At 71.7% G+C, this 12,641-nt stretch carries 15 protein-coding genes; 9 read left to right on the top strand and 6 right to left on the bottom strand.

Annotated elements, in window-relative coordinates:
• Positions 1-20: 20 nt before the first annotated feature.
• Positions 21-635 (bottom strand): class F sortase, encoded by a 615-nt coding sequence (locus ACSHXC_RS14890; protein WP_438292062.1) that lies wholly within the window; start codon positions 633-635, stop codon positions 21-23.
• 61 nt (positions 636-696) lie between these two features.
• The gene (locus ACSHXC_RS14895; protein WP_438292064.1) at positions 697-1,689 is read right to left on the bottom strand and encodes a hypothetical protein; all 993 of its coding nucleotides are present in this window, start codon (positions 1,687-1,689) and stop codon (positions 697-699) included.
• Between the two features lie 246 nt (positions 1,690-1,935).
• Here ACSHXC_RS14895 and deoC point away from each other — a divergent pair, with 246 nt between their 5' ends.
• The 3 genes from deoC to ACSHXC_RS14910 are packed head-to-tail and all read left to right on the top strand — an operon-like array spanning position 1,936 to position 5,235.
• Positions 1,936-2,892: a deoxyribose-phosphate aldolase gene (gene deoC, locus ACSHXC_RS14900; protein ID WP_438296589.1), complete on the top strand. Its 957-nt coding sequence runs from the start codon at positions 1,936-1,938 to the stop codon at positions 2,890-2,892.
• 11 nt (positions 2,893-2,903) lie between these two features.
• A complete protein-coding gene (locus ACSHXC_RS14905) occupies positions 2,904-4,349 on the top strand; it encodes an aldehyde dehydrogenase family protein (RefSeq protein WP_438296591.1) in 1,446 nt (481 codons plus the stop codon).
• Positions 4,342-5,235, top strand: coding sequence for an aldehyde dehydrogenase family protein (locus tag ACSHXC_RS14910; protein ID WP_438292065.1), 894 nt, complete (start codon positions 4,342-4,344; stop codon positions 5,233-5,235). Before ACSHXC_RS14905 ends, ACSHXC_RS14910 begins: the two co-directional genes overlap by 8 nt.
• A gap of 79 nt (positions 5,236-5,314) precedes the next feature.
• Here ACSHXC_RS14910 and ACSHXC_RS14915 read toward each other — a convergent pair whose 3' ends face one another.
• Positions 5,315-5,728, bottom strand: coding sequence for a hypothetical protein (locus ACSHXC_RS14915; protein WP_438292066.1), 414 nt, complete (start codon positions 5,726-5,728; stop codon positions 5,315-5,317).
• Positions 5,729-5,794: 66 nt separating this feature from the next.
• On the opposite strand from ACSHXC_RS14915, the gene ACSHXC_RS14920 reads away from it, so the two are divergent.
• Positions 5,795-6,490, top strand: coding sequence for a uridine kinase (locus ACSHXC_RS14920; protein ID WP_438292067.1), 696 nt, complete (start codon positions 5,795-5,797; stop codon positions 6,488-6,490).
• A 114-nt stretch (positions 6,491-6,604) separates the two neighbouring features.
• On the opposite strand, the gene ACSHXC_RS14925 is transcribed toward ACSHXC_RS14920, so the two are convergent.
• On the bottom strand, positions 6,605-7,384 hold the full coding sequence (locus tag ACSHXC_RS14925) for a SigE family RNA polymerase sigma factor (RefSeq protein WP_438292068.1): 780 nt from the start codon (positions 7,382-7,384) through the stop codon (positions 6,605-6,607).
• A gap of 292 nt (positions 7,385-7,676) precedes the next feature.
• On the opposite strand from ACSHXC_RS14925, the gene afsQ1 reads away from it, so the two are divergent.
• From afsQ1 to ACSHXC_RS14950, 5 genes are all read left to right on the top strand, one after another.
• Complete coding sequence (gene afsQ1, locus ACSHXC_RS14930; protein WP_174248559.1) at positions 7,677-8,354, top strand: two-component system response regulator AfsQ1; 678 nt, start codon at positions 7,677-7,679, stop codon at positions 8,352-8,354.
• 40 nt (positions 8,355-8,394) lie between these two features.
• Complete coding sequence (locus ACSHXC_RS14935; RefSeq protein ID WP_438292071.1) at positions 8,395-9,900, top strand: sensor histidine kinase; 1,506 nt, start codon at positions 8,395-8,397, stop codon at positions 9,898-9,900.
• Positions 9,897-10,520 carry a hypothetical protein gene (locus ACSHXC_RS14940; protein WP_438292072.1) on the top strand — a complete coding sequence of 208 codons (624 nt, stop codon included), beginning with the start codon at positions 9,897-9,899 and terminating at the stop codon, positions 10,518-10,520. The genes ACSHXC_RS14935 and ACSHXC_RS14940 overlap by 4 nt, the downstream gene beginning before the upstream one ends.
• A 70-nt stretch (positions 10,521-10,590) precedes the next feature.
• A complete protein-coding gene (locus ACSHXC_RS14945; protein ID WP_438292073.1) occupies positions 10,591-11,151 on the top strand; it encodes a VanZ family protein in 561 nt (186 codons plus the stop codon).
• A gap of 97 nt (positions 11,152-11,248) precedes the next feature.
• Positions 11,249-11,452 carry a PspC domain-containing protein gene (locus ACSHXC_RS14950; RefSeq protein WP_438292074.1) on the top strand — a complete coding sequence of 68 codons (204 nt, stop codon included), beginning with the start codon at positions 11,249-11,251 and terminating at the stop codon, positions 11,450-11,452.
• Between the two features lie 21 nt (positions 11,453-11,473).
• Here the strand turns inward: ACSHXC_RS14950 and ACSHXC_RS14955 are convergent, their stop codons facing one another.
• Positions 11,474-12,166 (bottom strand): hypothetical protein, encoded by a 693-nt coding sequence (locus ACSHXC_RS14955; RefSeq protein WP_438292075.1) that lies wholly within the window; start codon positions 12,164-12,166, stop codon positions 11,474-11,476.
• Positions 12,167-12,244: 78 nt separating this feature from the next.
• On the bottom strand, positions 12,245-12,550 hold the full coding sequence (locus tag ACSHXC_RS14960) for a hypothetical protein (RefSeq protein ID WP_438292076.1): 306 nt from the start codon (positions 12,548-12,550) through the stop codon (positions 12,245-12,247).
• Between the last annotated feature and the right edge of the window lie 91 nt (positions 12,551-12,641).

The raw sequence follows: 12,641 nt of genomic DNA on the forward strand, positions 1-12,641 counted from the left end.
GCCCCCGGGACCCGATCAGCTCAGGCCACCAGATCCGCGTACAGGATGATGTTGTCGGGGCGGTGCCCGCCGGTCAGCTCGCCGCCGCAGGTGATGATGCGCAGCTCAGGGCGGTCGGTGTTGCCGTACACCTTCTGGGTCGGGAAGGTCGACTTGTCGACCTGTTCCAGCGCGCGGACCTTGAACTCGGCGGTCTTCCCGTCGGCGCGGGCGACCGAGACGAGGTCGCCGACCTTGACCTTGGAGACGTTCTTCAGGACCGCCGGGCCCTTGACGGTGTCGAAGTGCCCGATGAGCACGGCGGGCCCGGTCTGGCCCGGGGTGACTCCCTTGTCGTACCAGCCGATCTTGTCGGCGTCGGCGACGGAGGGCACCTCGACGGTGCCGTCGGCGGCGAGCCCGAGGTCGAGGACCGGGCCCGTGTCGACCCCGGCCGCCGGGATCCTCACCCGTACCGGCTCGGAGGCGGGCAGCGCGGTGGCGGCCCTGGGGGCGGCGGGGGCACTGGAGGCGGCGGAGACGTTCGGGGGCGGGGTGGGCTCGGCGGGGTCGGAACCGCAGCCCGCGGCCGAGACGCCGGCGGCGAGGACGAACAGGGCTGCGGCGGCCGAACGGGCCGCACGGGTGCGGGACATGGGGCGCTCCGAGGGCCATGAGGAGGGGCGGGCCGCCGGTGGGGCGGCCCGCCCGGGGTGGTCAGATACGGGCGGCGTTGCGGCGACGCAGCGCCACGTACCCGCCCGCTGCGACCACGGCGAGGCTCGCGCCGCCCGCGATCAGCGCGGTGTTGTCACCACTGCTCTGCTCGATCTCGGCCCCGGCCGCGACGGCCCCCTTGGGCACGACGGTGGTCTGGCCGCCGTTGGTGACCGGGGTGGAAGTGCCGTCGAGGGTGCAGCCCTTGGGCAGCTTCGGGAAGGTGGCGTATCCGTAGGGGGCGTCACCGCCCTGGGTCCGCGTCTTCAACTGCGGTGCGGAGCCGTAGGGGTTGAGGATCTCGGCGTAGATGCCGGCCGAGACGGGCAGCTCGGGGTGCTGACGGTCGAGCTTGCCCAAGCCCTTGACCGGGGTGCGGTCGCCGTCCTCGAAGGTGACCGACGGGCCCTTCGTTCCCATCGTCAGCACGGCGAGCGTGCCGGCCCCGATGTTCTTGCGCTGGGTCACCGTGCAGCCCTGGGCGGCGACGGGCTCGGACGGCTTCGGCTTCGCCGACGGCTTGCCGCTCGGCTTCGGCGACGGCTCGGCCGCGGCGCCCTTGGGCAGGGCGTACGTCTTCACGGAGCCGTCGGGGGAGGTGATCCGCAGCACCGGCGTGGCGGTCTCGGCCTTGAGCAGCTGTGCCTTGAGGCCGGGGACGTACTCCGTCACCGTGAAGCTCGGCGTCTGCCGGGTCACCGCGCCCACCACCTTGACCGCCCAGACGTCCCCCGGCTTCCAGTCGGGACCGACTGCGCGCAGCCAGGCCTCGGGCCCCTCGGCCCCGTTGCGGAGCACCGCGAGCACGCCGTGCCCGGCGTCCTTGTGGACGAGGACCTTCTCGCCGTCGTAGCGGCCGGCGGACGGGGCGGAGGCGGCGGCCGGGGTGTGGGCCGGAGTGGCCGCGAAGGCCGCGGCCGGGGTGAGGAAGGCTCCGGCGAGGGCGACGGTGGCGATCGCGGCGCGGAGCGGGATGCGGGCGTAGGTCGACATGAACGACTCCATGGAACAGGGCGGCCGAGCGGCCGGAGAAGGAAGAAAAAGGAGAGGTTGCATGCCGCCTCCTCTGCCGGGTGGGGCCGTTGAGGCTGGGCGGGGCTGCAAGAAGAAATCTATGCAGCACCTGTGCGAGAAATGTCCGTTCGGTGTCACGAACGCGTGACAGAGCTCACCCCCGCTCACCTGAGCCTCGGGGGCTGTACAGGCAGCTACGCGCGTAGATATGCTCATCTGGTGACCATGCCCACCAATGCACCTGCAGCTGCCTTCGCCGACGCGACCGCGTCCGACGGCGCGCTGCGCCGCTTCCTCCACGGGCTCCCCGGCATCGACCCGGTGGGCCTGGAAGCGCGCGCCGCGTCCCTCGGCACCCGCTCGATCAAGACCTCGGCCAAGGCGTACGCCATCGACCTGGCCATTTCGATGATCGACCTGACGACGCTTGAAGGCGCGGACACCCCGGGCAAGGTCCGGGCGCTCGCCGCCAAGGCCGTCCACCCCGATCCGACCGACCGCACCACCCCGCACACCGCCGCCGTCTGCGTCTATCCGGACATGGTGGCGACCGCCAAGGAGGTGCTGAAGGGCTCGGACGTCAAGGTCGCGTCCGTCGCCACCGCCTTCCCCGCGGGCCGCGCGGCACTGCCGGTCAAGCTCGCGGACGTACGGGACGCGGTCGCGGCCGGCGCCGACGAGATCGACATGGTGATCGACCGGGGCGCGTTCCTGGCCGGTCACTACCGCAAGGTGTACGAGGAGATCGCGGCCGTCCGCGCCGAGTGCGGCGACAAGGCCCGCCTCAAGGTCATCTTCGAGACCGGTGAGCTGTCGACGTACGACAACATCCGCCGCGCCAGCTGGCTCGGCATGATGGGCGGCGCCGACTTCATCAAGACGTCGACGGGCAAGGTGGCCGTGAACGCCACGCCGCCCAACACCCTGGTGCTGCTCGAAGCCGTACGCGACTTCCGCGCCCAGACCGGGATCCAGGTCGGCGTGAAGCCGGCCGGCGGCATCCGCTCCACCAAGGACGCGGTGAAGTTCCTGGTCCTGGTCAACGAGACCGTGGGCGAGGACTGGCTGGACAACCGCTGGTTCCGCTTCGGCGCCTCCTCGCTGCTCAACGACCTGCTGATGCAGCGTCAGAAGCTGGCGACCGGCCGCTACTCCGGCCCCGACTACGTGACGGTGGACTGATCACCATGGCAATGGAAAAGAAGACGGCCGCGTTCGAGTACGCGCCCGCGCCCGAGTCCCGCTCGGTCGTCGACATCGCCCCCTCCTACGGCCTGTTCATCGACGGCGAGTTCACCGAGGCCGCCGACGGCAAGGTCTTCAAGACCGTCTCGCCGTCCACCGAGGAGGTCCTGTCCGAGGTCGCCCAGGCGGGCGCCGAGGACGTGGACCGGGCCGTGAAGGCCGCCCGCAAGGCGTTCGAGAAGTGGTCGGCGCTGCCCGGCTCCGAGCGCGCCAAGTACCTGTTCCGGATCGCCCGGATCATCCAGGAGCGCAGCCGCGAGCTGGCCGTCCTGGAGACCCTGGACAACGGAAAGCCGATCAAGGAGACCCGCGACGCGGACCTCCCGCTGGTCGCCGCGCACTTCTTCTACTACGCGGGCTGGGCCGACAAGCTCGACCACGCCGGGTTCGGCGCGAACCCGCGCCCGTTGGGTGTCGCGGGCCAGGTCATCCCGTGGAACTTCCCGCTCCTGATGCTGGCGTGGAAGATCGCCCCGGCGCTGGCGACCGGCAACACGGTCGTCCTGAAGCCGGCCGAGACCACGCCGCTGTCCGCCCTGTTCTTCGCGGACATCTGCCGCCAGGCGGGCCTGCCCAAGGGCGTCGTCAACATCCTCACCGGGTACGGCGACGCGGGCGCGGCCCTGGTCGAGCACCCGGACGTCAACAAGGTCGCCTTCACCGGCTCGACCGCCGTCGGCAAGGCGATCGCCCGCTCGGTGGCCGGCACGTCCAAGAAGGTCACCCTGGAGCTGGGCGGCAAGGGCGCCAACATCGTCTTCGACGACGCCCCCATCGACCAGGCCGTCGAGGGCATCGTCTCCGGCATCTTCTTCAACCAGGGCCAGGTCTGCTGCGCGGGCTCGCGCCTCCTGGTCCAGGAGTCGATCCAGGACGAGCTGCTCGACTCGCTCAAGCGCCGCCTGTCCACGCTGCGCCTCGGCGACCCGCTGGACAAGAACACCGACATCGGCGCCATCAACTCGGCCGAGCAGCTGGCCCGGATCACCGCGCTCACCGAGACCGGCGAGGCGGAGGGCGCCGAGCGCTGGACCGCGCCGTGCGACCTGCCCTCGGCCGGCTACTGGTTCGCCCCGACGCTGTTCACCAACGTCACCCAGGCGCACACCATCGCCCGCGACGAGATCTTCGGCCCGGTCCTGTCCGTGCTGAGCTTCCGCACCCCGGACGAGGCCGTCGCCAAGGCCAACAACAGCCAGTACGGCCTCTCCGCCGGCATCTGGACGGAGAAGGGCTCGCGCATCCTCGCGGTCGCGAACAAGCTCCGCGCCGGTGTCGTCTGGGCCAACACGTTCAACAAGTTCGACCCGACCTCGCCGTTCGGCGGCTACAAGGAGTCGGGCTTCGGCCGCGAGGGCGGCCGGCACGGCCTGGAGGGCTACCTCGATGTCTGAGACTTCGACGCGGCTGAGCGTCTTCAAGACCTACAAGCTGTACGTGGGCGGGAAGTTCCCGCGTTCCGAGAGCGGCCGGGTGTACGAAGTGGTCGACAGCAAGGGCAAGTGGCTGGCCAACGCGCCCCTCTCCTCCCGCAAGGACGCGCGGGACGCGGTCGTCGCGGCCCGCAAGGCGTTCGGCGGCTGGGCGGGCGCGACCGCGTACAACCGGGGGCAGATCCTCTACCGCATCGCCGAGATGCTGGAGGGCCGCAAGGACCAGTTCGTGCGCGAGGTCGCCGAGGCGGAGGGGCTCTCCAAGTCCAAGGCCGCCGCGGTCGTGGACGCTGCCATCGACCGCTGGGTCTGGTACGCGGGCTGGACCGACAAGATCGGCCAGGTCGTGGGCGGGGCGAACCCGGTCGCGGGCCCGTTCTTCAACCTCTCCACCCCCGAGCCGACCGGCGTCGTCACGGTCGTCGCGCCCCAGGAGTCGTCGTTCCTGGGTCTCATCTCGGTCATCGCCCCCGTGATCGCGACCGGCAACACCGTCGTCGTGATCGCCTCCGAGAAGGCGCCGCTCCCGGCGCTCTCGCTCGGCGAGGTGCTCGCCACCTCCGACCTGCCGGGCGGCGTGGTCAACGTCCTGTCCGGCAAGACGGCCGAGATCGCGGCGCCGCTGGCCGCGCACCAGGACGTCAACGCGATCGACCTGACGGGCGCGGGTGCCGAGCTGGCGCGCGACCTGGAGATCGCGGCGGCGGACAACCTCAAGCGCGTCGTGCGCCCCAAGGCCGTGGACTTCGCCGCGGACCCGGGCACCGACCGCCTCACCGCGTTCCTGGAGACCAAGACGGTCTGGCACCCGACGGGTTCGCTGGGCGCGTCCGGCTCCGCGTACTGAGTCAACTCCCTTGAGGCCCCCGCCGGTTGGACCGGCGGGGGCCTCGGGCACTTCTCGTGCCGGATACCGGCGCGCGGGCTCAGCCCGGCAGCAGCCCCGCCGCCTGACCCGCGACGGGGAGGTCATTGAGGGCGCCGCCGCTCGTCACCGGGCTCATCGCGTCGGCCGTCGAGACGGGCTTGAAGTCGGCGATCTGAGTGCCCACGCCGTTGTTCAGCGGGTCGACCCCGGTCTTGGCCAGCGGGTCGAGCCGCAGCGTCTTCGCGGGAGCGATCGCGTAGCCGACCGCCCCGGCCGCGCCCTGCGCGCCCGCCGCGAGGTCGGTGGCCATCGCGCTCTGCCCCGCCGCGGGGGCCTCGGCCGCGGGAGCCGCCTGCGCCGCCGAACCCGCGCCGGCCAGGGCCGCGCCGGCCGCGGTGACGGTGAGCCCGGCCCTCAGCAGGGCCCGGTGGCGCAGGGCCCTGGCGGCCTTGGGGGCCTCGTGATGTCCCATGGGATCCCACTCACTCTCGTACGGAAGGTGCGTAATCACACGGACACGAAGCGTAGTTGAGATGTGATGCTCGATACCAACGGCCTCCCCGAGGGGTACTACTCCCGGGTGCATGGCCCACACTGGTGTCCCGTGAGTTCATCTGCCATTCCGACGCGCGTCGTCCTGCTGTCGGGACCCTCCGGCTCCGGCAAGTCGTCCCTCGCCGCCCGCACGGACCTGCCCGTGCTGCGCCTCGACGACTTCTACAAAGAAGGTGACGATCCGACCCTGCCGCTGGTGGCGGGCAGCGCGGACATCGACTGGGACTCCCCGCTGTCCTGGGACGCGGACGCCGCGGTCCGCGCCATCACCGAGCTGTGCCGTACGGGGCGTACCGCCGTGCCGGTCTATTCGATCGCGACGAGTTCCATCACCGGAACCACCGCGCTCGGCATCGACCGCACCCCGCTGTTCATCGCGGAGGGCATCTTCGCCGCCGACATCGTGACCCGCTGCCATGAGCTCGGGGTGCTCGCGGACGCGATCTGCCTGCGCGGGCGGCCCTCCACTACCTTCCGCCGCAGACTGCTTCGCGATCTGAAGGAGGGCCGCAAGTCGGTGGCGTTCCTGCTGCGCCGCGGCTGGCGTCTGATGCGCGCCGAGCGCGCGATCGTCGCCCGCCAGACGGCGCTCGGCGCCCACCCCTGCGGCAAGGAGGAGGCGCTCGGCCGCATCGCGGGCGCGGCGGCCGGCCGCTGCCGCACGGCGGCGGCCGCCTAGGCGGCGCGTACGAAAATGAAGCGGCGGGGCCGATTGGCCCCGCCGCTTCCCCCGTTACCCCCGTGAGTGGCCCCCGTGTCCCCCGCGGACCACCCGCGCCCCTCCCCCAGACCTTCAGGCCACCAGCTCGCCGAAGGACTCCTCCTCGTCACGGCCGAAGCTGAGGACATCGTCCTCGCGCAGCCGGCGCAGCGAGCGCCAGATGCTGGACTTCACCGTGCCGACACTGATGTCGAGGATGTCCGCGATCTCCGGATCCGTACGACCCTCGTAGTAGCGCAGGACCAGCATCGTGCGCTGCAGCTCGGGAAGGCGGGCCAGCGCCTGCCAGAGCACCGCGCGCAGTTCGGTGCCGCGCATCGCGTCCGTGTCGCCGGCCGTCTCCGGCAGCTCCTCGGTCGGGTACTCGTTGAGCTTGCGCCGCCGCCAGGCGCTGATGTGCAGATTGGTCATCGTGCGGCGCAGATAGCCGCCGACCGCCGCCTTGTCGCTGATGCGGTCCCAGGCGCGGTAGGTGGAGAACAGCGCGCTCTGCAGCAGGTCCTCCGCCTCGTAGCGGTCGCCCGTCAGGTGGTAGGCGGTTGCGTACAGGGAGGCGCGGCGCTCCTGCACGTAGGCGGTGAACTCCGCCTCCGACAGGCTCTTCCGCTCCCCCGTGACCTCCCGGTACGCCGCCTCCCCGCTTCCCCCCGGCTTGTTCCCCGCGGCCGCAACCGCGGGGCCGTCAATCACCGTCATGTAGGGCGGAAGCCCTTGCTGCGCAGATGACGGGTGCTGACGCCCGGTGCCGCGAGCACACCCCCGCACACTCGCGGCACCGGACTTCTCGCTCCGTACGACGTCGTGGAGACGCGTCACAACTGCGCTGGAGTTGGTGCTGTGCAGTGCGTTCATCTCGCGCCCCCCGTCGGTGGAGTCTGCTTCTTCGGCGTGCTTGGTTACGAGGAAGAGCTTGCCCGGGCAGTTTCATGGGGGTGTCCTTCGACTGTCACAGGGGCGTCACAGCGCGCGCCGCCGCAGGCGTCGCGCCCTGCCGGGGGTCCGGGAGGCGCCCCCGGAAGGACACGGCATCGGGTTGTCCGCCGAGTGTCACGGGCCTGTCGCGGCGGCCTGTGAGCGCGGTGTCGCGGGCCGGGGGGCCGGACGGGGGTCGTGCTCCTCTCCCCCATGGGCCAGAATGACCTCTGTGCCTTTCCTGTTGCTGATCGAGGACGACGACGCCATCCGCACGGCCCTCGAACTCTCCCTGTCACGCCAGGGCCACCGTGTGGCCACCGCGGCGACGGGAGAGGACGGCCTGAAACTGCTGCGCGAGCAGCGGCCGGACCTGATCGTGCTGGATGTGATGCTGCCCGGGATCGACGGCTTCGAGGTGTGCCGCCGGATCCGGCGCACCGACCAGCTGCCGATCATTCTGCTGACCGCGCGCAACGACGACATCGACGTGGTGGTGGGCCTGGAGTCCGGCGCCGACGACTATGTGGTCAAGCCGGTCCAGGGGCGGGTCCTCGACGCCCGGATCCGGGCCGTCCTGCGGCGCGGCGAGCGGGAGGCGACCGACTCGGCGGCGTTCGGCAACGTGGTGATCGACCGGGCCGCGATGACCGTCACCAAGAACGGCGAGGACCTTCAACTCACGCCCACCGAGCTGCGGTTGCTCCTCGAACTGAGCCGCCGCCCCGGCCAGGCGCTCTCCCGCCAGCAGCTGCTCCGGCTCGTGTGGGAGCACGACTACCTCGGCGACTCGCGGCTCGTCGACGCCTGTGTGCAGCGGCTGCGCGCCAAGGTCGAGGACGTGCCGTCCTCGCCGACGCTGATCCGTACCGTCCGTGGCGTGGGCTACCGCCTGGACACCCCCTCGTGAACCCGTCGCACCACCCCCGTACCCCCGATAAGCAGGGCAAGTGAAGCGAGCGATACTCGCCGGTCTGCGCTGGACCAGTCTGCGGCTGCGCCTCGTCGTGGTGTTCGCGCTCGTCGCGCTGACCGCGGCCGTCTCCGCGTCCGGCATCGCGTACTGGCTCAACCGCGAGGCCGTGCTGGTCCGCACCCAGGACTCGGCGCTCAACGACTTCCGTCAGGGCATGCAGAACCGGGCGGCCTCGCTGCCGCTGCAGCCGGTCGAGCACGATCTGCAGGTGGCCGCCAAGCAGATGGCGGACAGCAGCAACTCCCGTTACAACGTGCTGCTCGTGGCCGAGCGGGCCCCTGGCAAGCCGATCGTCGGGGCGTCGAACATGGACGGCTTCACGCTGGACGACGTACCCAAGTCGCTGCAGGACGCGGTCACCAAGAAGCAGAAGGTGACGGGGACCAACGCCTACCCGTACCACCTGTTCTGGCAGCGGATCACGCTGCACGGGCATCCGTATCTGGTCGGCGGCACGAAGATCATCGGGGCCGGGCCGACCGGCTACATGCTGGCACCGCTCGACCAGGAGCGGCGCGACCTCAACTCCCTTGCCTGGTCGCTCGGCATCGCCACCTTCCTCGCGCTGCTCGCCTCGGCGCTGCTCGCGCAGGCCGCCGCCACCACCGTGCTGCGGCCGGTGCAGCGGCTCGGGGACGCGGCGCGCAGGCTCGGCGAGGGCAAGCTCGATACCCGCCTCAGGGTCTCCGGCACGGACGAACTCGCCGATCTGTCCAGGACGTTCAACCGGACGGCCGAGGCCCTGGAGAAGAAGGTCACGGACATGAGCGCGCGCGAGGAGGCGAGCCGCCGCTTCGTCGCCGACATGTCGCACGAGCTGCGTACGCCGCTGACCGCGCTCACCGCCGTCGCCGAGGTCCTCGACGAGGAGGAGGACAGCCTCGACCCGATGATCGCGCCCGCCGTGCGCCTCGTGGTCTCCGAGACGCGGCGCCTGAACGTCCTGGTCGAGAACCTGATGGAGGTCACCCGCTTCGACGCGGGCACCGCCCGCCTGGTCCTGGACGACGTGGACATCGCCGACCAGATCACCGCGTGCATCGACACCCGGGCCTGGCTCGACGCCGTCGAGCTCGACGCCGAGCGCGGCATCATGGCCCGCCTCGACCCGCGCCGCCTCGACGTCGTGCTGGCCAACCTGATCGGCAACGCCCTCAAGCACGGCGGCTCGCCGGTGCGGGTCTCGGTGCGCGTCGAGGGCGACGAGCTGGTGATCGCGGTACGCGACCACGGGCCCGGCATCCCCGAGGAGGTGCTGCCGCACGTCTTCGACCGGTTCTACAAGGCCAGCGCCTCGCGGCCGCGCTCGGAGGGCAGCGGGCTCGGCCTGTCGATCGCGATGGAGAACGCGCACATCCACGGCGGCGACATCAGTGCCGCCAACTCCCCCGAAGGCGGCGCCGTGTTCGTGCTGCGGCTTCCGCTGGACGCCACCGAGCCCGCCACCGCCGAGACGCCGGAAGGGGGCGCTGAGCAGTGAGAGGACGACTTCGCCGGGCAGCCGCCGCGCTGGCCGGGCTGCTCGCGCTGGGCACCGCTGCCACCGGCTGCGGCATCCGGCCCACCTCGGTCCCCGTCGACGCGGGCCCGGCGCCGTCCCGGGTGCCGTGCGAGGTGCCGGACGGCGCGGTCGCCCCGCAGTTCGAGGGCATCACCGTGCAGGTCTATCTGGTGTGCGGGGCGCAGCTGGTCACCGCCCAGCGCTCGGTGCGGATCCCGGAGAACAAGGGTGCCGACGACCGGCTCCGGTTCGCGCAGGCGCTGCTCGACGAGCTCACCGCTCAGCCGTCGGGCGACGAGAAGGACGCCGGGTTCACCACGGAGGTCAAGGGCCCGCTCACCGTCACGGCGGCCCACAAGAACGACCCGCCGGGCGCGCTGCGCCTCAGCCGCAACCCGGAGGACCTCTCCGCGCTCGCGCTGTCGCAGGTGGTCTGCACGTACGCCGAGAACACCCCGACGACGCCCGGCTCCCAGCAGGTGGTGCTCGGCGGCCCCGGCGAGGACCCGGCGCGCGGCTACACCTGCACCTCGGAGATGAAGTCCCGGCCGGACAGCGCGGCCACCCTCGGCGACATCCCCCGCCCCACCCGCAGCTAGCGGGCGCCCGGCCGGCGGGCAACCGGAATCACCCGGCCGCGGCGGAACCGTTCCCGCCGCGGCCCGCGTCTTGGGGGGCGTGCAGCAGCGTCATGGTCAAGGCGGCAGCGCCGTCATCCGGTTCCGCGTGGTGGGGTTCGTCCTCCTCCTCGCGCATCTGCTGCTCGTGGCGTGGACCTCGCTGCGGCCACGGGACGTGATGTGGGTGACGGCCACCAATCTGACGCCGTTCGCCGGCATCAAGGCCGACCTCGCGCTCGGCCCCCTTGAGGCCGCCCACCGGATCGGCGAGGGCCTGCTGCTGCTCGCCCCGCTGGGGGTGCTGCTCCCGATGGTCGGCGGCCGCCTCCAGGTCTCGCCGCTCGCCTCCCTGGTACGCACCGTGCTCACCGGGGCGCTGATCTCGCTCGGCATCGCCCTGCTCCAGACGGCCGTGCCCGGCCAGGTCCCCGATGTGGACTCGCTGCTCCTGAACACCACCGGCGTGGCCCTCGCCCACCTCGCGGTGGTGCCGGCGTGGAGGCGGGGCCTCCGCCGCAGGGACCAGCGCGAGCGGCCCGCAGCCGTCCTTCGGGAGGAGTCCCCTCAGGGGCGTACCCCGACGATTCCCAGGGTCGGGATCGCCCCTTAGCCCGATGGTTTGCCCGCATTCCGGGCGGGAGCATGGAGACATCGCAAGGGAGCCCACCAAGAAGCGGCTCCCCACTCCAGCTCCGAAGGAGCCTGCCATGAGCGCCCCTCTTGTCCGCCCGACCGAAGGCCGCCGGATCGGCGGAGTGTGCGCAGCGCTGGCACGGCGCTTCGGCACCTCCGCGACCACGATGCGCGTGATCTTCCTCGTCTCGTGCCTGCTCCCGGGACCCCAGTTCCTGATCTACCTGGCGATGTGGGCCCTGATCCCGGCCGAGAAGTCCCCGCGCGCCGCCTGGTAGTCAGAGTCCGTCTCCGGACTCTCAGCCCTTGACGGTCCGGGCCAGCTTGTCGAGCTGCCGGTCGGCGACCTCGTGCGGCACGGTCACCGTCGCGGGCGCCCGCCCGGACAGGTTGATCGCCATGAACCGCACGATGGTGGCGCCCTGGCGCACCACCACGATGTGCACCGGGGCAGGCTCCCCCTGGACGAGCGCGGACGCCGTCCAGCCGACCGACTCGTCACCCTTCACCGTGTACGGCACCGCACGCACATCCCGGTACGCGGCTCTGCGGCCGTCGAGGACGGTGGCGAATTCCGTGCCGCAGCGGGCCAGGGCCGTCCTCAGCTCCGTGATCAGGTGCTTCGCGTCCGGTGCGGAGTACGCGGACAGCGAGGCCGATACCGCCAAGCCCGGCGTCTTCCGCGAGCCGAGGCCGCGGCTCACCGTCGCGCGGGCCCGGTCGTCGGGCGCCTCGCCCATCACCTCGGCGAGCGGCGCGCACGCGGCACGGTCGGCGATCGGGGCGTCCCGGGCGGCGGCGGGCGAGCGATCGCCGGAGATCGCGTATCCGGGCACGTCGCCCGCCTCTAGTGCGGCTTGTTGCAAAGGAGTTGACGTCCGGTTCTGGCCGCTCACGGATTCGACCGGGCCGGCCGGAGGCCCGGTGCAGGCGGCGCCGAGCAGCGCGGTCAGGGTGAGCACCGCCGCACGGGCGTATGCCTTCGGACGCATGATCAAGACCCTACTCACACACCACCGGGGCGCACACCCGGCTCACGGGTGTGCGCCCCGGCAGGGCGCGAGGCTGGTTCAGCCGGTGAGGCCGCCGGGCAGGGTGGCGGCGCCGGAGAGGTTGTTCGCCACGGGGCCGGTCGGCATGCCGCCGAGCAGGGTGCCCACCGGGTCGCTGCTCTCCTGCTGCTGAACGACCGGGGCCTTCTTGGCGGTGGCCGCGGGCAGCGCCTTGCCGACGGTGCCGACCGGGGTCCCCGTAGTGACGGTCGACAGTGGTCCCAGGTTCGGAAGCGAGGGGACGGCGGACGCCGTCCCGGCGGCAGCGGCGGCAAAGGCGGCACCGAGGGCAACGACACCGAGCGTCTTGGCAGACTGCTTCATCAGAAATATGTCCTTGGGGTGGGAAAGGTGAGCGACTCGTCAAGCTAGTCAGCCGAACACCTGGGCCGCAAACACAGGAAAACGGCCGTGA

This window comes from Streptomyces sp. HUAS TT7, assembly GCF_051550175.1.
Classification (GTDB): domain Bacteria; phylum Actinomycetota; class Actinomycetes; order Streptomycetales; family Streptomycetaceae; genus Streptomyces.